16 protein-coding genes are annotated in these 18,325 nt (G+C 71.6%); 8 read left to right on the top strand and 8 right to left on the bottom strand.

Annotation, left to right across the window (positions count from 1 at the left end):
* Positions 1–193: 193 nt before the first annotated feature.
* The 3 genes from ACZ6TU_RS11195 (at position 194) to ACZ6TU_RS11185 (ending at position 3,005) form a co-directional block, all read left to right on the top strand.
* A complete protein-coding gene (locus ACZ6TU_RS11195) occupies positions 194–892 on the top strand; it encodes an SDR family NAD(P)-dependent oxidoreductase (RefSeq protein WP_467673574.1) in 699 nt (232 codons plus the stop codon).
* Positions 889–1,932 (top strand): S-adenosylmethionine:tRNA ribosyltransferase-isomerase, encoded by a 1,044-nt coding sequence (locus ACZ6TU_RS11190; RefSeq protein ID WP_469547836.1) that lies wholly within the window; start codon positions 889–891, stop codon positions 1,930–1,932. Before ACZ6TU_RS11195 ends, ACZ6TU_RS11190 begins: the two co-directional genes overlap by 4 nt.
* A gap of 344 nt (positions 1,933–2,276) precedes the next feature.
* Positions 2,277–3,005, top strand: coding sequence for a transglycosylase SLT domain-containing protein (locus ACZ6TU_RS11185; RefSeq protein WP_469547834.1), 729 nt, complete (start codon positions 2,277–2,279; stop codon positions 3,003–3,005).
* A 107-nt stretch (positions 3,006–3,112) separates the two neighbouring features.
* Here the strand turns inward: ACZ6TU_RS11185 and ACZ6TU_RS11180 are convergent, their stop codons facing one another.
* On the bottom strand, positions 3,113–5,644 hold the full coding sequence (locus ACZ6TU_RS11180; RefSeq protein WP_469547832.1) for an ABC transporter ATP-binding protein/permease: 2,532 nt from the start codon (positions 5,642–5,644) through the stop codon (positions 3,113–3,115).
* A 241-nt stretch (positions 5,645–5,885) separates the two neighbouring features.
* Here ACZ6TU_RS11180 and ACZ6TU_RS11175 point away from each other — a divergent pair, with 241 nt between their 5' ends.
* Positions 5,886–8,219, top strand: coding sequence for a streptophobe family protein (locus ACZ6TU_RS11175; protein ID WP_469547830.1), 2,334 nt, complete (start codon positions 5,886–5,888; stop codon positions 8,217–8,219).
* A 128-nt stretch (positions 8,220–8,347) separates the two neighbouring features.
* Positions 8,348–9,562 carry a phosphoserine phosphatase SerB gene (gene serB / locus ACZ6TU_RS11170; RefSeq protein WP_467673584.1) on the top strand — a complete coding sequence of 405 codons (1,215 nt, stop codon included), beginning with the start codon at positions 8,348–8,350 and terminating at the stop codon, positions 9,560–9,562.
* Positions 9,563–9,673: 111 nt separating this feature from the next.
* Here serB and ACZ6TU_RS11165 read toward each other — a convergent pair whose 3' ends face one another.
* The 4 genes from ACZ6TU_RS11165 to ACZ6TU_RS11150 form a co-directional block, all read right to left on the bottom strand.
* On the bottom strand, positions 9,674–10,192 hold the full coding sequence (locus tag ACZ6TU_RS11165; RefSeq protein WP_469547828.1) for a SixA phosphatase family protein: 519 nt from the start codon (positions 10,190–10,192) through the stop codon (positions 9,674–9,676).
* A 65-nt stretch (positions 10,193–10,257) separates the two neighbouring features.
* The gene (locus ACZ6TU_RS11160) at positions 10,258–10,464 is read right to left on the bottom strand and encodes a hypothetical protein (protein WP_467673588.1); all 207 of its coding nucleotides are present in this window, start codon (positions 10,462–10,464) and stop codon (positions 10,258–10,260) included.
* 165 nt (positions 10,465–10,629) lie between these two features.
* Positions 10,630–10,746: an SGM_5486 family transporter-associated protein gene (locus ACZ6TU_RS11155; RefSeq protein WP_467673590.1), complete on the bottom strand. Its 117-nt coding sequence runs from the start codon at positions 10,744–10,746 to the stop codon at positions 10,630–10,632.
* 68 nt (positions 10,747–10,814) lie between these two features.
* Positions 10,815–12,275, bottom strand: coding sequence for an MFS transporter (locus ACZ6TU_RS11150; protein WP_467673592.1), 1,461 nt, complete (start codon positions 12,273–12,275; stop codon positions 10,815–10,817).
* 91 nt (positions 12,276–12,366) lie between these two features.
* Here ACZ6TU_RS11150 and ACZ6TU_RS11145 point away from each other — a divergent pair, with 91 nt between their 5' ends.
* Positions 12,367–13,056, top strand: coding sequence for a FadR/GntR family transcriptional regulator (locus tag ACZ6TU_RS11145; protein WP_467673594.1), 690 nt, complete (start codon positions 12,367–12,369; stop codon positions 13,054–13,056).
* Here ACZ6TU_RS11145 and ACZ6TU_RS11140 read toward each other — a convergent pair.
* The 3 genes from ACZ6TU_RS11140 to fabG all read right to left on the bottom strand — a co-directional run bounded on the left by ACZ6TU_RS11140 (position 13,037) and on the right by fabG (position 15,062).
* Positions 13,037–13,384, bottom strand: a complete 348-nt coding sequence (locus ACZ6TU_RS11140; protein ID WP_467673596.1) for a hypothetical protein — start codon at positions 13,382–13,384, stop codon at positions 13,037–13,039. The two genes, ACZ6TU_RS11145 and ACZ6TU_RS11140, sit on opposite strands and share 20 nt — an antisense overlap.
* 200 nt (positions 13,385–13,584) lie before the next feature.
* Positions 13,585–14,352 carry an enoyl-ACP reductase FabI gene (gene fabI / locus ACZ6TU_RS11135; protein WP_467673598.1) on the bottom strand — a complete coding sequence of 256 codons (768 nt, stop codon included), beginning with the start codon at positions 14,350–14,352 and terminating at the stop codon, positions 13,585–13,587.
* Positions 14,353–14,357: 5 nt separating this feature from the next.
* Positions 14,358–15,062, bottom strand: coding sequence for a 3-oxoacyl-[acyl-carrier-protein] reductase (gene fabG, locus ACZ6TU_RS11130; RefSeq protein WP_467673600.1), 705 nt, complete (start codon positions 15,060–15,062; stop codon positions 14,358–14,360).
* 273 nt (positions 15,063–15,335) lie between these two features.
* Between fabG and ACZ6TU_RS11125 the strand changes: the two genes are divergently transcribed.
* Positions 15,336–16,892, top strand: coding sequence for a TldD/PmbA family protein (locus ACZ6TU_RS11125; protein WP_467673602.1), 1,557 nt, complete (start codon positions 15,336–15,338; stop codon positions 16,890–16,892).
* Positions 16,889–18,292, top strand: a complete 1,404-nt coding sequence (locus ACZ6TU_RS11120; RefSeq protein ID WP_467673604.1) for a metallopeptidase TldD-related protein — start codon at positions 16,889–16,891, stop codon at positions 18,290–18,292. The genes ACZ6TU_RS11125 and ACZ6TU_RS11120 overlap by 4 nt, the downstream gene beginning before the upstream one ends.
* The last annotated feature ends 33 nt before the right edge of the window (positions 18,293–18,325 follow it).

Below are 18,325 nucleotides of genomic sequence, written 5' to 3'. Positions count from 1 at the left end.
GGTGGCGGTGGCGCCGGGTCCGGTGGGCCTAGGTCGCGGGGCCGACGCGGCCGGGCGGCGTGGCGTAGGACCGGGGGCGTCGGGCCGGTGGCGTAGGGCGAAGGGACCCGGTGGTCTGCGGCCCGTGTCCGAGGCGGTCCGGGTGGTGCCGTTCCTACGTTGAGGGCACACGATCACGACGAGGGAGCGGATCATGCCGGTTGCGATCATCACCGGGGCCTCGAAGGGCCTGGGCCGGGCGCTCGCGGAGGCCCTGGCCGGACGGGGCTGGGATCTGGTGCTCGATGCGAGGGGCGCCGAAGTCCTGAGGGACGCGGCAGAGGCGGTCTCCGCGTACGGCACGCGCGTGACCGCCCTGCCCGGGGACGTCACGGACGCCGCACACCGTGCGGCACTGGTGTCGGCGGCATGGCGGCTCGGCGGCGTCGACCTGCTGGTGCACAACGCGAGCGCGCTGGGCGCCGAACCGCTGGTGCGGCTGGAGGAGCTGCCCTTGGAGGGGCTGCGGCGGGCGCTGGACGTGAACCTGGTGGCGGGGCTGGGCCTGGTCCAGGAGGCGCTGCCGCTGCTGCGGGCCTCGCGGGCGGGCTCAGTCATCGCGATCAGCTCCGACGCTGCCGCCGAGGCGTACGAGACCTGGGGCGGTTACGGGGCGTCCAAGGCGGCACTCGACCAGCTGGTGGCGGTGCTCGCCGTGGAGGAGCCGGGGCTGCGGGTCTGGGCGGTGGACCCCGGGGACATGGCCACGGACCTGTACGCGGCGGCCGTACCGGACGATCACGATCCGCGGCCGGAGCCGGCGACTGCGGTGCCGGGGTTCCTGCGGCTGCTGGACGAGCGGCCGGCGAGCGGGCGGTACGGGGCTCCGGCTCTGGTGGACGGGGTCCGATGACGCCGACCGTGCGGGTACCGGAGGAGCTGTCGGCCCGGGTCCCGGTGGAGCAGCGGGGTGCCGGACTGGAGCGGGACGCCGTGCGGATGCTGGTGTCGCGGGGTGCGGAGGTGGCGCATCACACGTTCAGGGAGCTGCCGCTGCTGCTGCGGGCCGGCGATCTGCTCGTGGTCAACACCTCGGCCACGCTGGCGTCGGCCGTCGACGGGTGGCTCGGGCACGCGCGCGTGGTGGTGCATTTCTCCACGCGCGGGGACGACGGCCGCTGGGCGGTGGAGCTGCGGGAGCCCGACGGGCGGGGCACCACGCGCGCGCGTGCCGGAGGACCCGCGGGTACGGAGGTGTGCCTGCCGGGAGGTGGGGGGCTGGTTCTTGAGGAGCCGCTGAGCGGGCGGAGCGGGCGGCTGTGGTGGGCGCGGGCCGCCGGGCCTGACGTGCCGGGGCTGCTGCGGGCGCACGGGCGGCCCATTCGCTACTCCTATACGGAGCGCGACCAGCCGTTGTCCGCCTACCAGACGGTGTTCGCGCTGCCGTCCGCGGACGGGGCGGGCAGTGCGGAGATGCCGAGTGCGGCGCGGCCCTTCACGGCGCGGGTGGTGGCGGAGCTGGTGAGCCGGGGCGTGCAGTTCGCGCCGGTCACGCTGCACACGGGGGTGGCATCGGCGGAGATGCACGAGCCGCCGTATCCGGAGCGCTTCGCGGTGCCCGAGGCGTCGGCGCGGCTGATCAACGCCTCGAAGGCCGGCGGAGGCCGGGTGGTGGCGGTCGGGACGACGGCGGTGCGGGCCGTGGAGTCGGCGGTGGGCTCCGACGGGGTCGTACACACGCGCGCGGGGTGGACGGATCTCGTCGTCACGCCGGAGCGCGGGGTGCGGGTGGTGGACGGGCTGCTGACCGGGCTGCACGAGCCCGAGGCCTCGCATCTGCTGATGCTGGAGGCGGTCGCGGGGCGGGTGGCGATCGAGCGTGGCTACAAGGCTGCGCTCCAGGGCCGGTACCTGTGGCACGAGTTCGGGGACGTGCACCTCGTCCTGCCGTGAGAGAACCCTCACGCAGAGCATCGCTTGTGCAACGGGTGGTGAGAAGGGGTGCCGCCCGATGTGAGCCCGCGCATAGGACCCACGTCACGTACGAAAGTGCATAGGAGACAAAGCCCCACCTATTGAGCGGGCCATACGGTCTAATCTGCCCCGATTTGCCCCTCCCTGATCCACTATCTGACTTCGTACGTCACACCTTTGCCACGCCATTTTGCGGCCGCTAAGAATTGCTGGCGTCGCTCAGCGCCGTGGGTTCACCTCCGCGGCGTTCGTGTCGGAAACACACCGAGTCCAACGCCGGACGCCGAGCGACTCCCGCGCTATTCGAAGAGGTCCACAGCAGCATGCCCAAGAACATCTTCAGCCGTGTTCAGAGTCGTAGCCTGACCCGTCACCACAAGATCGCCATGGCCGGTGTCGCCACCCTCGGCGCCGTCGCCATCGGAGTCTCCGCGGTACCGAGCGGCGCCTCGACCAAGACCACGACCGAGGCCGCTCAGCCGGCTGCGGTGGCGTTCAGCACCGAGCAGATCAAGGACGTCAAGGCCAGCGTCACCGACCAGATGGCCAGTGCCACGGTGAAGGCGGAGCAGGTCGCGGCGAAGAAGAAGGCCGACGCCGCTGCCGCCGCCAAGAAGAAGGCCGCCGCCGAGGCGGCGAAGAAGAAGGCCGAGGCCGAGCGCAAGGCCAAGGAGGCCGCGAGCCGCGCCGCCAAGCGCGCCGAGGCCAAGAAGGCCGCCGCCAAGAGCTACCCGAACAACCTCGACGGCTGGATCCGCGAGTCGCTCGACGTCATGAAGAAGCACGGGATCCCCGGCTCCTACGACGGCATCAAGCGCAACATCATCCGCGAGTCCTCGGGTAACCCGAAGGCGATCAACAACTGGGACATCAACGCCATCAACGGCATCCCGTCGAAGGGCCTGCTGCAGGTCATCCCGCCGACCTTCAAGCACTGGCACGTCCCCGGCACCTCCTGGGACATCTACGACCCGGTAGCCAACATCACCGCCGCCTGCAACTACGCGGCCGACAAGTACGGCTCGATGGACAACGTCGACAGCGCGTACTGAGGCCGGCGCGGACCTCTGCTCGCTGTACGGAACGCCGAAGGGCGGCACCCTCCTGACGGGGTGCCGCCCTTCGGGCGTCGTGGCTGTGCCTGCCTGAAGGCCCGTGCCTACTTGCGCATGACCTCGGGCTCGTGGCGGCGCAGGAAGCGGGCCACGAAGAAGCCGCAGATCACGCCGAGGACGAGGAGCGCGCCCATGTCCATGGCCCAGGCCCCGACCGTGTGCTCCCAGAGCGGGTCGGTGTCGCCGGCCGTCTCGGGCGGGCTGATCTTGTTGAAGTCCAGCGTGGCACCGGAGGCGGCGACCGCCCAGCGCGACGGCATCAGGAACGAGAACTGGTTGACGCCGATCGAGCCGTGCAGTGTGAACAGGCAGCCCGTGAAGACGACCTGGATGATCGCGAACATCACCAGCAGCGGCATGGTCTTCTCAGCGGTCTTGACCAGCGACGAGATGATCAGGCCGAACATCATCGAGGTGAATCCCAGCGCCATGATCGGCACGGACAGCTCCAGCAGCGTGGCGCTGCCGAAGACCAGGCCCTCCTCGGGGATCTCCCGGCTGGAGAAGCCGATGACGCCGACCAGCAGGCCCTGCAGGACGGTGATCATGCCGAGCACGAACACCTTGGACATCAGGTACGCCGAGCGCGACAGGCCGGTCGCGCGCTCCCGCTCGTAGATGACCCGTTCCTTGATCAGCTCACGGACCGAGTTCGCCGCGCCCGCGAAGCAGGCGCCGACCGCGAGGATCAGCAGGACCGTGGTGGCCGTGCCGTTCGGGATGATCCGGCCGGTCTGCGGGTTGGCCGGGTTGGGCAGCAGGCCCCGGTCCGCGTCGATGAGCAGGCTCACGGCGCCGAGCACGGCCGGCAGGATCACCATCAGGGCGAGGAAGCCCTTGTCGGACGCGATCACCGAGACGTAGCGCCGCACCAGCGTGACGAACTGGGACATCCAGCCCTGCGGCTTCGGCGGCTTCATCGCCTGCATCGGCGGACCCTGTACGGACTGCGGCGCTACGGCGTCGATGTCCGCGGCGTACATCTGGTAGTGCTGCGAGCCCTTCCAGCGGCCCGCCCAGTCGTAGTCGCGGTAGTTCTCGAAGGCGGAGAAGACATCGGCCCAGGTGTCGTAGCCGAAGAAGTTCAGCGCCTCCTCCGGCGGGCCGAAGTAGGCCACCGCGCCGCCGGGCGCCATCACCAGCAGCTTGTCGCACAGCGCCAGCTCCGCCACGGAGTGGGTGACGACGAGGACCGTACGGCCGTCGTCCGCCAGGCCGCGCAGCAGCTGCATGACGTCGCGGTCCATGCCCGGGTCGAGGCCGGAGGTCGGCTCGTCCAGGAAGATCAGCGACGGCTTGGTGAGCAGCTCCAGGGCCACGGAGACGCGCTTGCGCTGGCCACCGGAGAGGGAAGTGACCTTCTTGTCCTTGTGGATGTCCAGCTTCAGCTCGCGCAGCACCTCGTCGATACGGGCGTCGCGCTCGCTCGCCGTGGTGTCGGCCGGGAAGCGGAGCTTGGCCGCGTACTTGAGGGCCTTCTTGACGGTCAGCTCCTTGTGCAGGATGTCGTCCTGCGGGACCAGACCGATGCGCTGGCGCAGCTCGGCGAACTGCTTGTAGAGGTTCCGGTTGTCGTAGAGAACCTCGCCCTGGTCGGCCGGGCGGTAGCCGGTGAGCGCCTTGAGCAGGGTGGACTTGCCGGATCCTGATGGGCCGATGACCGCGATCAGCGACTTCTCCGGGACACCGAAGGAGACGTCCTTGAGGATCTGCTTGCCGCCGTCGACCGTGACGGTCAGGTGGCGGGCGGAGAAGGACACCTCACCGGTGTCGACGAACTCCTCGAGCCGGTCGCCGACGATCCGGAACGTCGAGTGACCGACGCCGACGACATCGGTCGGGCCGAGCAGCTGTGTGCCGCCCTTGGGGATCGGCTGGCCGTTGACGTAGGTGCCGTTGTGCGAGCCCAGGTCGCGGATCTCCATGCGGCCGTCGGGCGTCGCGTGGAACTCGGCGTGGTTCCGGGAGACCTGGAGGTCGGAGACGACCAGCTCGTTCTCCAGGGCACGGCCGATGCGCATCACGCGGCCGAGGGAGAACTGGTGGAACGTGGTCGGGCTGCGGTCGCCGTAGACCGGCGGCGCCCCCGCGACGCCGCCGGGACCCTGCTGCTGCGGGATGTGCGCCGCGGGCTGCTGCGGCTGCTGCGGCTGCTGCCAGCCGGCCTGGGCCTGCTGGTGGGGCGCCTGAGGGTGCGGCGCCTGCTGGGCCCACCCGGGGTTCGCGCCCTGCGCGGCGTACGGTTGCTGTTGGGGCTGGGCCTGCGGCGTGGCGACGGAGGCCGCCGCACCGGACAGATTCAGGCGCGGGCCGTCGGTCGCGTTGCCCAGGTGCACCGCCGATCCGGGGCCGAGCTCCATCTGATGGATCCGCTGTCCCTGCACGAACGTTCCGTTGGTGCTGCCGTGGTCCTCGATGACCCAACTGCGGCCGTTGAAGCTGACCGTGGCGTGACGCCAGGAGACCCTGGCGTCGTCGAAGACGACGTCCCCCTGCGGATCACGTCCGAGGGTGTATGCCCTGGACGGATCAAGCGTCCAGGTACGTCCGTTTGATTCCAGTACGAGTTCCGGCACTCCATGCCCCACTGAGTTGTCCCCCGAGTTACCCCCGACATGGGGAGTCTAGGGATGTCGAACATCGGGTGGAACTATTTCAGGAGCGGCCGTCTGACCGAAAGTCGGGCCTTGCGAAGACCGCGTTCGGGCGCTTCAGCCGTTTCCGTTGACGGGGTTGAAAACGGGCCGGAGAGTGGTATTTCGACGCGAGGGGGACATGCGCGGTGTTCCCGCCGCGCAGCGGATCGGGGGGTCTGCCATGGGTGCGGGTACAGGTGCCGAGACGGCGAGGGACGGCACACGTGTGCCGTGGGGGGACGTGCTGATGTCCGCCGTCGCCGCCGTGAGCTGGGCGTTGATCGGGATGGCGGGTACGGCGGCGCTGGGTCTGCGGCTGCTGGAGGCGGACGCGGCGGGCTCCTTGGGGCCGATGACCGCGGCGGTGGTGGCGCTTGGGGCGGGTGGTTCGGTCACGCCGTCCGGTGATGTGTCGGCGTTCGGTCTCACGGGCGCGGAAGCGGACACGGCCATCGAGATCACGCCACTGGGGGTGAGCCTGGTCGGGGCGGTGCTGCTGTCGTACTTCTTCCTACGGTCCTTGCGGGCGGCGGGAGTTGTGATATCGCCGGCCGAACTCCTGGCGCGTGCGGGCTCGGTGGTCGCGCTGTTCGTGGCGATGCTGGGCGGGCTGGCCTGGGCCGGGCACGACGTCATCACGATCGACGGCGGCGCGCTGGGCCTGGACGACCTGACCGGGGGCGGCGAGGGCGGAGGCGTGGAGATCCCCGGGCTCGGGTCCATCGGGGACATCGGCGGACTGCTGCCGGACCGGCTCGGCGACCTGGTCGACGCGCAGGCGGCGGTCGGTTTCACGGTCGACACCGCGCCCACGCTGCTCGGCGGGCTCGGCTGGTCGGCCGGGCTGTTGCTCATCGCCCTGCTGGCGTCGCGCCACACGCCGCTGCCCCGGGGCTGGGAGGCCGTGCACCGGGTCGTACGGCCCGCCGTTTCCGCGGTGGTGACCGTGCTGCTGGTGGCCGTGGCGGCGGGGCTCGCGGCGGCGGCGTACGCGGCGACCGGCGACGACCATCCGCGGCGCATCGTCGGCGCGGCACTGCTCGGGGCACCGAACGGGGTGTGGCTGGGCGTCCCGATCGGCCTGCTCGTGCCGTGGGACGGCCGGGCTACGGGTGAACTGACCCGCCTCCTGCCGGACCCCCTGGACGACCTTCTCGCGGTCCGCTCCGACCAGCCGGTGACGCTGGGGCGGCTGGCCGAGTTGGACGGGCGGGTGTGGCTGCTGGGGGTGGCGGCGGCCTCGATGATGCTGCTGGCGGGGGTGTTGACGGCGGTGCGGACGCCGGTGGGGGGTGTGTCAGGGGGGCCTGGCCCTGGGGACGTACGGGGTTCGGGTGCCCTCGGTTTCGCGGGGCGGTGTGGGCTGCGGCTGGGGGTCGCGACCGCGCCGGCCCTGCCGTTGCTCGTCTGGCTGACGGACGTGTCCGTGACCGCCTCCCTGTCCGTGCTCGGCTTCGACGCGTTCGGCGCGGGCATCGAACTGCACGGGCACCTCGGCACGGCCCTGCTGCTGGGCGCGGTGTGGGGTGCGGGGGCCGGGGCGGTGGGGGCGTTGCTCGCGTGGGCGAGCGGGGCTGCGGGGCGGTGGGCGTCGGCTTTGGCTCGGGGGGCGGGGGCGGGGGCGGGGGTGGCCGGGGTCGGTGTGTCTGGGGCCGGTGTGTCTGGGGTCGGTGGAGCAGGGAGCCGGTCCGGTGCTGGGTGGGCCGGGTACGGGCAGGCCGGGGGCGACGCGAGTGCCGGGCCAGCCGGGCCAGGGGCCGGTGCGGGGCAAGCCGGATACGACGTCGGCGCCGGGCCGTCCGGGGTCCGGGGCGAGGCTGGCGCCGGGCGCGCGTCGTCGAGCGGGAAGGAAGCCGGGCCGTACGCCCCGGGAATGCCGTACCGGCCGCCGAACCCGGCCACCAATCCGTACCTCCGGGTACCGGACGAGCTGCGAGAACCGGAGGACGCGCGGCCTGCCGACGAGGAAGCGGCGTCCGATGGGCCGCCGGAGCACGGCAGGCAGGCCCGGGAGGATCCGCAACGAGCGGAGAGTCGGCGGCCGCCGGGCGAGGCCCCCTGGCCCGGCCGCCTCCCGCGACCGAACCAAGCCTCGCCAACCGACCAAGCCCCACGACCCGACCAAGCCCCGCAGCCCGGCCAAGCCCCACGATCCGGCCAAGCCCAGCACCCCAGCCCACCACCGCGCCCCGACCAAACCCCACGACCCAGCCAAGCCCAGCACCCCAGCCCACCACCGCGCCCCGGACAACCACCGCCACCCGGGCACCCCCCACACCCCGGCGAACCCAAGCCACCGCACGAAGCCAGCCCAGGCAGTGACCCGGCTGCGCGCCGGGACGGTGACGTGTACGGCGCGCCCACGGTGGCGCGGCCGGTCGGGCATCCTCCGCGTGGGCCCCGGCAGCCACCCGGCCCGAAGGGCGGTCGCCGGCCGCCGGCCCGGCCGGACGACGGGCCGCCGCCTCCTCCGCCTCCTCCCCCGCCGCCGCGGAAACCGCGTGGCGGCGAGTGATCCGGGGAGACAGGGACGCCGCACCCGAACGCAAGGTTCGCGCCACCCACGCGACACCCACTGTTCGCTGTCCGCCAGACGGACCTCACGGGCGGTGTGACCTGCCCGCCGGATACGGTAGAACCACCATGAGCGCTTCGCAGACCTCGACCTCCGACGTCCCCACCCTCCTTGTCAAGATCTTCGGCAAGGACAGTCCGGGCATCACGGCCGGCCTCTTCGACACCCTCGCCGCCTACTCCGTCGACGTCGTCGACATCGAGCAGGTCGTCACCCGTGGCCGAATGGTGCTGTGCGCGCTCGTGACCGAGCCGCCCCAGGGGCTGGAGGGCGATCTGCGGGCGACCGTCCACAGCTGGGCCGAGTCGATGAAGATGCAGGCGGAGATCATCTCCGGCCTCGGCGACAACCGGCCGCGCGGGCTGGGCCGCTCCCTGGTCACCGTGCTCGGGCATCCGCTCACCGCGGAGGCGACGGCTGCGATCGCCGCGCGGATCACGAAGACCGGCGGCAACATCGACCGTATCTTCCGGCTCGCCAAGTACCCCGTGACCGCCGTCGAGTTCGCCGTGTCCGGTGTGGAGACCGAGCCGCTGCGCACCGCCCTGGCACCCGACGCGGCGAAGCTCGGCATCGACGTGGCGGTCGTCGCCGCCGGTCTGTACCGGCGCGCGCAGCGCCTGGTCGTCATGGACGTCGACTCGACGCTCATCCAGGACGAGGTCATCGAGCTGTTCGCCGCGCACGCCGGCTGCGAGGACAAGGTCGCCGAGGTGACGGCGGCCGCGATGCGCGGCGAGCTGGACTTCGAGCAGTCCCTGCACGCGCGCGTGGCGCTGCTGGAGGGGCTGGACGCCTCGGTCGTGGACAAGGTGCGCAGCGAGGTGCGGCTGACGCCGGGCGCCCGCACCCTGATCCGTACGCTGAAGCGGCTCGGCTACCAAGTCGGCGTCGTCTCCGGCGGTTTCACCCAGGTCACCGACGATCTGAAGGAACGGCTCGGGCTGGACTTCGCTCACGCCAACACGCTGGAGATCGTCGACGGGAAGCTGACGGGCAAGGTCACGGGCGAGATCGTCGACCGGGCCGGCAAGGCCCGGCTGCTGCGCCGGTTCGCCGCCGAGGCGGGTGTGCCGCTGTCGCAGACCGTGGCGATCGGTGACGGGGCCAACGACCTGGACATGCTGAACGCGGCCGGTCTGGGCGTCGCCTTCAACGCCAAGCCGGTGGTGCGCCAGGCCGCGCACACCGCGGTGAACTTTCCCTTCCTGGACACCGTGCTGTACCTGCTGGGCATCACGCGCGAAGAGGTCGAGGTGGCGGACACCCTCGACACGGTCTGAACCGGCAACACGGTACGGACCGGCGACACGGTCGGGCCCCGGCGACACGGTCTGAACCGGCCGGGAGAGCCCGGCACCCACCGGTGCCGGACTCCGATCACCCGAAGTCGGTCACTCGGTCGGTGCCCAGTAGTCCAGCAGCGTGCCCACGCCCGGCTCCACGCTCTTCCACGAGCCGGTGAAGGACAGGACGGCGAAGGCGGCGGCCGGGAACCCACGGCGGCTCATGCGGTCGCGGGCGTCACCCTCGGCCGTGCCCGCCAGGATGTCGGCGAGGCCCTGGACGCCTGGGTTGTGGCCGATCACGAGGATGTTCTGCGCGTCGTCGGGGGTCTCGTTGAGCAGGGCGATCAGTTCGCCCGGCGAGGCCTCGTAGATCCGCTCCTCGTAGACGGTTTTCGGCCGCTGCGGGAACTCCTGGACGGCGAGCTTCCAGGTCTCCCGGGTCCGGACCGCGGTGGAGCAGAGGGCCAGGTCGAAGGGGAGGCCGGTGTCGGCCAGCCTGCGCCCGGCCTCCGCCGATTCTTTTCGGCCCCGGTCGGCGAGCGGACGCTCGTGATCGCTCACCTGTGGCCAGTCGGCTTTCGCATGGCGGAAGAGGACAATCCTGCGGGGTTCTGCGACGCTCATAAGATCCAGCTTCGCACGAAACAGGCCATGGGGCGCAGGGAGTTGACCACCGTCTTCAGCCGTGCTCAGCGGGTTATCAGCTGCTGGACCCGCTCGAAGAGGTGAGTGATCACGGGGTCACCGGTGGACGCCTGGGCGTCGGACGGGTTCAGGATCAGCACGAGCAGCGCGACGAAGGCGAGCGTGGGCAGGGCGAGGGCCCACCAGGGCAGCCGGCTGTCGGCGCCGGCCCGGGTCGCCGGATGGGGCCGGGTGTGCGTAGGAGCCGACATGGGTGCCTCCGCTCTTCGAATGGTCCGTGCCCGCGTCTCGCGGTCACACGTCGAAGTTACGGAATCCCCGGCCGCCGACCCATCCGGTGATCCACCCACTTGACCCTGACCCTCACCCCCTAGGGGACAGGGGGCCAGCCCCACCATGGGCCGGGCGAGGGCCGGTCATGGCGAGGCGATGGTCGCGATGATGCCGATGATGACGAAGATCGCGAAGAAGGCGCCGAACACGAGCAGCATCTTCTTCTGACCGTGCTGGGGATTCGGGTCGAGCACTGGCATGGGGCAAGTCTCGCACCCGCCCCGGCCGCCGGACGCCCGGGGGTGACCCCAAGTCCCCGAGGCGGGGTTCAGCGGGCCGCCTCGTCCTCCACCGTGCGGTCCCGGCCCGCCAGGAATCCGACCGCCATCTGCGGGATCATCAGGGCGCTCATCAGCGCGATCGGCAGGCCCCAGCCGCCGCTGTGCTGGTAGAGGACGCCCACCAGGAGCGGCCCCGGGATGGAGATCAGATAGCCGGTGCTCTGCGCGAACGCCGACAGCTGGGCCACGCCCGGGCCGGTCCTGGCCCGCATGCCGACCATGGTGAGGGCGAGCGGGAAGGCACAGTTGGCGACGCCGAGCAGCAGGGCCCAGGCCCAGGCGCCGGCGGCCGGCGCGAGGTACAGCCCGGCGTAGCCGGCGAGGCCGCAGACGCCCAGGGCGAGCACGATCGGGCCCTGGTGCGGCAGCCGCGTGGCCAGGCGCGGTATGACGAAGGCCAGGGGCACGCCCATCACCATGGTGACCGCCAGCAGAAGCCCCGCGGTGCCCGCGGGCACACCGGCGTCCCGGAAGATCTGCGCCATCCAGCCCATGGTGATGTACGCGGCGGTGGCCTGGAGCCCGAAGAAGACGGCCAGGGCCCAGGCGGTACGGCTCCGGGTGATCCGCAGCCGCGGAGCCTCCCCGGCGGCGGATCCGGTGGGAGCCGAGGCCGGCGTCTCCCGGTCCCGCTCCGGCCGGTCGCCGTCGGTCTCCGGGCCCACGGCCCTCTCCCCCGACCCGGTCTCCGTGCCCCGGCTCCGCTCCCCCGGCCCGGTCTCCGTGCCCCGGCTCCGCTCCCCCGGCCCGGACGCGACTCCGGCCCGCTCCCCCGGCCCGGACGCCGCCACACCCGGCGCACGCCCCCGGACGAAAGACAGCCACGGCAGGACCGCCGCCACGGCCAACCCCGCCCACAGGGCCAGGCCCGACTGCCAGCTGCCGCCCAGGGCGTCGGTCAGGGGCACCGTGACCGCGGCCGCGAGGGCCGTGCCCAGGGCGAGCGCCATGGAGTACAGACCGGTCATGGAGCCGACCCGGTCGGGGAACCAGTGCTTGACGATGACCGGCATCAGGACGTTGCTGACCGCGATGCCCATGAGGGCGAGGGCGCTCGCGGCCAGGAAGCCGGCCGTGCCGCCGGCGTACGGCCGGACCGCCAGGCCGGTGGCGATGGCCGCCATGCCGGCGCAGACCACGGCGCCGGCTCCGAAGCGGCGGGCGAGCCGCGGGGCCATGACGCCGAAGACGGCGAAGCACAGCGGCGGCACGGAGGTGAGCAGCCCGGCCACGCTGCCGCTCATGCCGAGCCCGTCGCGGACCTCCTCCAGGAGGGCGCCGAGGCTGGTGATCGCGGGGCGGAGGTTCAGCGCGGACAGCACGATGCCGAGGACGAGCAACCGCGTCGTCCACGCTCGCGTGGACGTATCGCCGGGTTCCCGGGCCTCGTGCGCGGCCGAGCTGCGTACGGTCGGGGGCGTCATCGTCCGGGTTTCCTCGCTAGCCATGAGGCCCATCATAGAATCATGGGATGATTGACTGTCCAGTCCGTCTCGTTCCCGGCTGCCCTCCGGCGCCACGGTCGTGCGAAGGTGTGCCATGCCCCTGAGCCATCCCCGACGTTCGGCGCTCTCCGAGCAGGTCATCGCCGCCCTGCGGGCCCAGATCACCTCCGGCGAGTGGCCGGTCGGCTCCCGCATCCCGACCGAGCCCGAACTGGTCGAGCAACTGGGTGTCGCCCGCAACACGGTCCGCGAGGCCGTTCGCGCCCTCGCGCACAACGGCCTGCTGGACATCCGCCAGGGCTCCGGCACGTACGTCGTGGCGACGAGTGAGCTGGCGGGGGTGATGCAGCGGCGGTTCGCCGGTGCCGACCCCCGGCACATCGCCGAGCTGCGTTCCACACTGGAGTCGGCCGCGGCCAGACTGGCCGCGGAGCGGCGTACGGAGAAGGACCTCAAGCAGCTGGACGCGCTGCTGCTGCGGCGTGAGGAGGCCTGGGAGTCGGGTGACGCGGAGGCGTTCGTGACCGCGGACGCGACCTTCCACCTGGCCGTGGTGTCCGCCTCCCACAACGACGTGATGACCGCCATGTACGCGGACCTGGGCGAGGTGCTGCGGGACTGGCTGCGCGAGGATGTCGGCGAGGAGCTGACGCCGGAGACGTACATGGAGCACGGACGGCTGCTCGACGCGATCCGCGCGGGGGACGCGGCGCAGGCGGCGGCGGAGGCCGCCCGCTATCCGTTCCTGTGCCGCCTGGGCGGGATCAGCCCCGCCGGTGACTGATCCACACCTTGCCGACTTCCTTCCAGCAGCGTCCGGTCAGCCGCACGGTCTGTGCGGGCCCGGCCTCCACCGGTGAGCTGTCGGTGTCGATGTCCCACCAGCGGGCGCACTCGACGTGCAGGCTCACGCGGTCGGCCTCCGGGTAGGGGTTGTGGCAGTACACGGTCACCCGGGAGCCGGTGACGCGGGTCCGGCACGCGGCGCCGAACGGCTCCGCCGGTTCCTGCTCGTCGGCGGGCACGCGCGCGTGGGGCACCGCCTCGTACGCCAGCGTCATCACGAGAGCGACGGCGAGGGACAGTGAGGCCGTTCGGCGGGACAAGCGCACAAGGGGACCTCCTCGGCCGTGCTGGGGAGGGGACCGCGTGGTGAACGCGTACTCCAGGGTGCCCGGTTGTGAGCCTCTCCCGCCCGGCCGGATGAGCCGAACGGGTGACGCCCCGCTTCCCCGCGCGCTGCGGGAAACGGGGCGCCGACGACGTACGGGGGATCAGGCTCCGTACGGGAGATCAGGCTCCGTACGGGAGATCAGGCTCCGATGGCGTGCAGACCGCCGTCCACGTGGATGATCTCGCCGGTGGTCTTCGGGAACCAGTCGCTCAGCAGCGCGACGATGCCGCGCCCGGCCGGCTCGGGGTCCTTCAGGTCCCACTCCAGCGGGGAGCGGGAGTCCCACACGGACGCCAGCTCGCCGAAGCCCGGGATGGACTTGGCGGCCATGGAGCCGAGCGGTCCGGCCGAGACCAGGTTGCAGCGGATGTTCTGCTTGCCCAGGTCACGGGCCATGTAGCGGCTGGTGGCCTCCAGGGCGGCCTTGGCCGGGCCCATCCAGTCGTACTGCGGCCAGGCGAACTGCGCGTCGAAGGTGAGGCCGACGACGGAGCCGCCGTTCTGCATCAGCGGCAGGCAGGCCATGGTGAGCGACTTCAGGGAGTACGCCGAGACGTGCATGGCGGTGGCGACCGACTCGAACGGCGTGTTGAGGAAGTTGCCGCCGAGGGCGTCCTGCGGGGCGAAGCCGATGGAGTGCACGACGCCGTCGAGGCCGCCGAGCTCCTCGCCGACGATGTCGGCCAGGCGCCCGAGGTGCTCGTCGTTGGTCACATCGAGCTCGATGACCTTGGTGGGCTTGGGGAGCTTCTTGGCGATGCGCTCGGTCAGCGTGGGCCGCGGGAACGCCGTGAGGATGACCTCGGCGCCCTGCTCCTGGGCCAGCTTGGCGGCGTGGAAGGCGATGGAGGCCTCCGTCAGCACACCGGTGATCAGGACGCGCTTGCCCTCGAGAATTCCGCTCATGGTGATCAGTGACCCATTCCCAGTCCGCCGTCAACGGGGATGACGGCTCCAGTGATGTACGAGGCGTCGTCCGAGGCGAGGAACCGCACCGCCGCGGCGATCTCCTCCGGCTGCGCGTACCGGCCGAGCGGCACCTGCGACACGATGCCGGCGCGCTGCTCGTCGGTGAGCACCTTGGTCATGTCGGTGTCGACGAAGCCGGGCGCGACGACGTTGAAGGTGATGTTGCGCGAGCCCAGCTCACGGGCGAGGGAGCGCGCGAAGCCGACGAGGCCGGCCTTGGAGGCGGCGTAGTTGGCCTGCCCCGCGGAGCCGAGCAGCCCGACGACCGACGAGATCAGGACGACGCGGCCCTTCTTGGCGCGCAGCATGCCGCGGTTGGCGCGCTTGACCACACGGAAGGTGCCGGTGAGGTTGGTGTCGAGGACGGACGTGAAGTCGTCCTCGGACATGCGCATCAGGAGCTGGTCCTTGGTGACGCCGGCGTTGGCGACGAGGACCTCGACGGGGCCGTGGGCCTCCTCGATCTCCTTGTAGGCCTGCTCCACCTGCTCGGTGTCGGTGATGTCGCACTTGACAGCGAGGAAGCCCGACGGGGGCTCGCCCGAGCGGTACGTGATGGCGACCTTGTCGCCGGCATCGGCGAAAGCGCGGGCGATGGCGAGGCCGATGCCCCGGTTGCCTCCGGTGACGAGAACCGAGCGGCTCAACGGATCACCCTTTCGATAGCGGTCTGATACCCCGCCCGGGGCGCCTGGACGACAGGCGGCGATGACAGGCGGCTTCCCCGAAAACCTATCGGTCCGGACACGCCCGCGGACAATCGGGCACCGACAGTGGCGAACGGGACTCACTGTCGGGTCCCTACAGAAAGCCGCGCGCCCGGGTCGGGAAACTCGTGGCCCGCGCGCGGGATGAGACGACATGATCGGAGCAGTCACGACGTACGGCAACCACGGTCACCTCGACAGAAAGAGACGGCGGTGCCTCATACCATCGACGAGGCCTTCACGGCCCTCCCCCTACGCGCCCTCGCCGACGCGGCCCTCGCACGCGCGCGTGCGCTGGGCGCCGAGCACGCGGACTTCCGGTTCGAGCGGGTGCGAGGCGCCTCCTGGCGGTTCCGGGACGCCAAGCCCGCCGGGTCCTCGGACACCACCGACCTCGGGTACGCGGTACGCGTCGTGCACGGCGGGACGTGGGGTTTCGCGTCCGGTGTCGACCTCAGCCTGGACGCCGCCGCCAAGGTCGCAGGGCAGGCGGTGGCGATGGCCAGGCTGTCCGCCCAGGTGATCAAGGCAGCCGGGTCGGACGTGGTGGCACCTCCCACGCCTTTCGGGCAGTGGGGGAGCGTCGAGCTGGCCGACGAGCCCGTGCACGCCGAGAAGACGTGGATCTCGTCGTACGAGATCGATCCGTTCACCGTGCCCGACGAGGAGAAAGCCGGGCTGATCGCGGACTGGAGCGCGCGGCTGCTGGCGTCCGACGGGGTCGACCATGTCGACGCCTCGCTGCTCACCGTCCACGAGAACAAGTTCTACGCCGACACCGCCGGGACCGTGACCACACAGCAGCGAGTGCGGCTGCACCCGGTGTTCAACGCCGTGTCGGTGGACGAGTCGAGCGGCGAGTTCGACTCGATGCGCACCCTCGCGCCGCCGGTGGGTCGCGGCTGGGAGTACCTGCGGGGCACCGGCTGGGACTGGGAGAGCGAGCTGGAGCAGATCCCCGAACTGCTCGCCGAGAAGATGCGCGCGCCGAGCGTCGAGGCGGGCCTGTACGACCTGGTCGTCGACCCGTCCAACCTGTGGCTGACCATCCACGAGTCCATCGGGCACGCCACCGAGCTGGACCGGGCGCTCGGTTACGAGGCCGCCTACGCCGGCACCTCCTTCGCCACCTTCGACCAGCTGAACAAGCTGCGCTACGGCTCGGAGCTGATGAACGTCACCGGCGACCGCACCGCCGAGCACGGGCTCGCCACCATCGGGTACGACGACGAGGGCGTCGAGGCGCAGTCCTGGGACCTGGTGAAGGACGGCACGCTCGTCGGCTACCAGCTGGACCGGCGGATCGCGAGGCTGACCGGCTTCGAGCGGTCCAACGGATGCGCCTACGCCGACTCCCCCGGGCACGTGCCGGTGCAGCGCATGGCCAACGTGTCGTTGCGGCCGGACCCGGCCGGGATGGCCACCGAGGACCTGATCGGGGGCGTGGAGCGGGGCATCTACGTCGTCGGCGACCGGTCCTGGTCGATCGACATGCAGAGGTACAACTTCCAGTTCACCGGGCAGCGCTTCTACCGGATCGAGAACGGGCGGCTCGCCGGGCAGCTGCGGGACGTGGCCTACCAGGCGACGACCACCGACTTCTGGGGCTCGATGGCCGCCGTCGGCGGTCCGCAGACCTATGTCCTGGGCGGCGCCTTCAACTGCGGCAAGGCCCAGCCGGGCCAGGTCGCGGCCGTGTCGCACGGCTGTCCGTCGGCCCTCTTCAAGGGCGTCAACATCCTCAACACGACCCAGGAGGCCGGTCGATGAGCGCGCGCACGAGCAAGCCGCACGAGGTCGTCGAGCGCGCCCTCGAACTGTCCCGGGCGGACGGCTGTGTCGTCATCGCCGACGAGCAGTCCACCGCCAACCTGCGCTGGGCGGGCAATGCGCTGACCACGAACGGTGTCACGCGCGGACGCACGCTCACCGTCATCGCGACGGTCGACGGCAAGGAGGGCACGGCCTCGGGGGTCGTGTCACGGTCCGCCGTGACGGCCGACGAGCTGGAGCCGCTGGTGCGGGCCGCCGAGGCCGCCGCGCGCGGCGCCGGGCCCGCCGAGGACGCGCAGCCGCTGGTCACGGGCGTCGCGCAGGCGCCGGAATTCACGGAGGCGCCCGCCGAGACCTCCTCCGCCGTGTTCGCCGACTTCGCGCCGGCACTCGGCGAGGCCTTCGCACGCGCGCGTGCGGGCGGCCGGGAGTTGTACGGCTTCGCCAATCACGAACTGGTGTCGACCTACGTGGGGACGTCCACGGGGCTGCGGCTGCGGCACGACCAGCCGAACGGGACGCTGGAGCTGAACGCCAAGTCGCCGGACCGGACCCGGTCCGCCTGGGCCGGTCGCTCCACGCGGGACTTCAAGGACGTCGACCCGGCGGCGCTGGACGCGGAGCTGGCGGTGCGCCTCGGGTGGGCCGAGCGGCGCGTGGAACTGCCCGCGGGCCGGTACGAGACGCTGCTGCCGCCGACGGCCGTCGCGGACCTGCTGATCTACCAGATGTGGTCGGCGTCGGGCCGGGACGCGGTGGAGGGCCGCACGGTGTTCTCCAAGCCGGGCGGCGGTACCCGGGTCGGCGAGAAGCTGACCGACCTGCCGCTGACGCTGCGCAGCGACCCGAACGAGCCCGGCCTGGAGTCGGCGCCCTTCGTGATCGCGCACTCCTCCGGGGGCGACCAGTCGGTGTTCGACAACGGGCTTCCGCTCGCGCCCACCGACTGGATGAGCCGGGGCGAGCTGCGGCACCTGACGACCAGCCGCCACAGTGCCGGGCTGACCGGGCTGCCCGTGGCGCCTGGCATCGACAACATCGTCCTGGACGGGGGCGAGGACCGCTCCCTGGAAGAGATGGTCGCGAACACGGACCATCGTGGGCCCTGCCTGCTGCTGACCTGCCTGTGGTACATCCGGGAGGTCGATCCGGCGACGCTGTTGCTCACCGGCCTGACCCGGGACGGCGTCTACCTGGTCGAGAACGGCGAGGTCACGGGCGAGGTCAACAACTTCCGGTTCAACGAGTCGCCGGTCGGCGTCCTCGGCCGGGCCACGGAGGCCGGGCGCACCGAGAGGACGCTGCCCAGAGAGTGGAGCGACTGGTTCACCAGGGCCGCGATGCCCGCGCTGCGCGTCCCGGATTTCAATATGAGCTCTGTCAGTCAGGGCGTATAACCTCGTAGTCGGCTGTCACCCGACTGCCCGAAG

The organism is Streptomyces sp. NPDC052064 (assembly GCF_055585925.1).
Note: the sequence above shows the minus strand (reverse complement) of the source record. Positions and strands in the feature narration are given on the sequence as shown.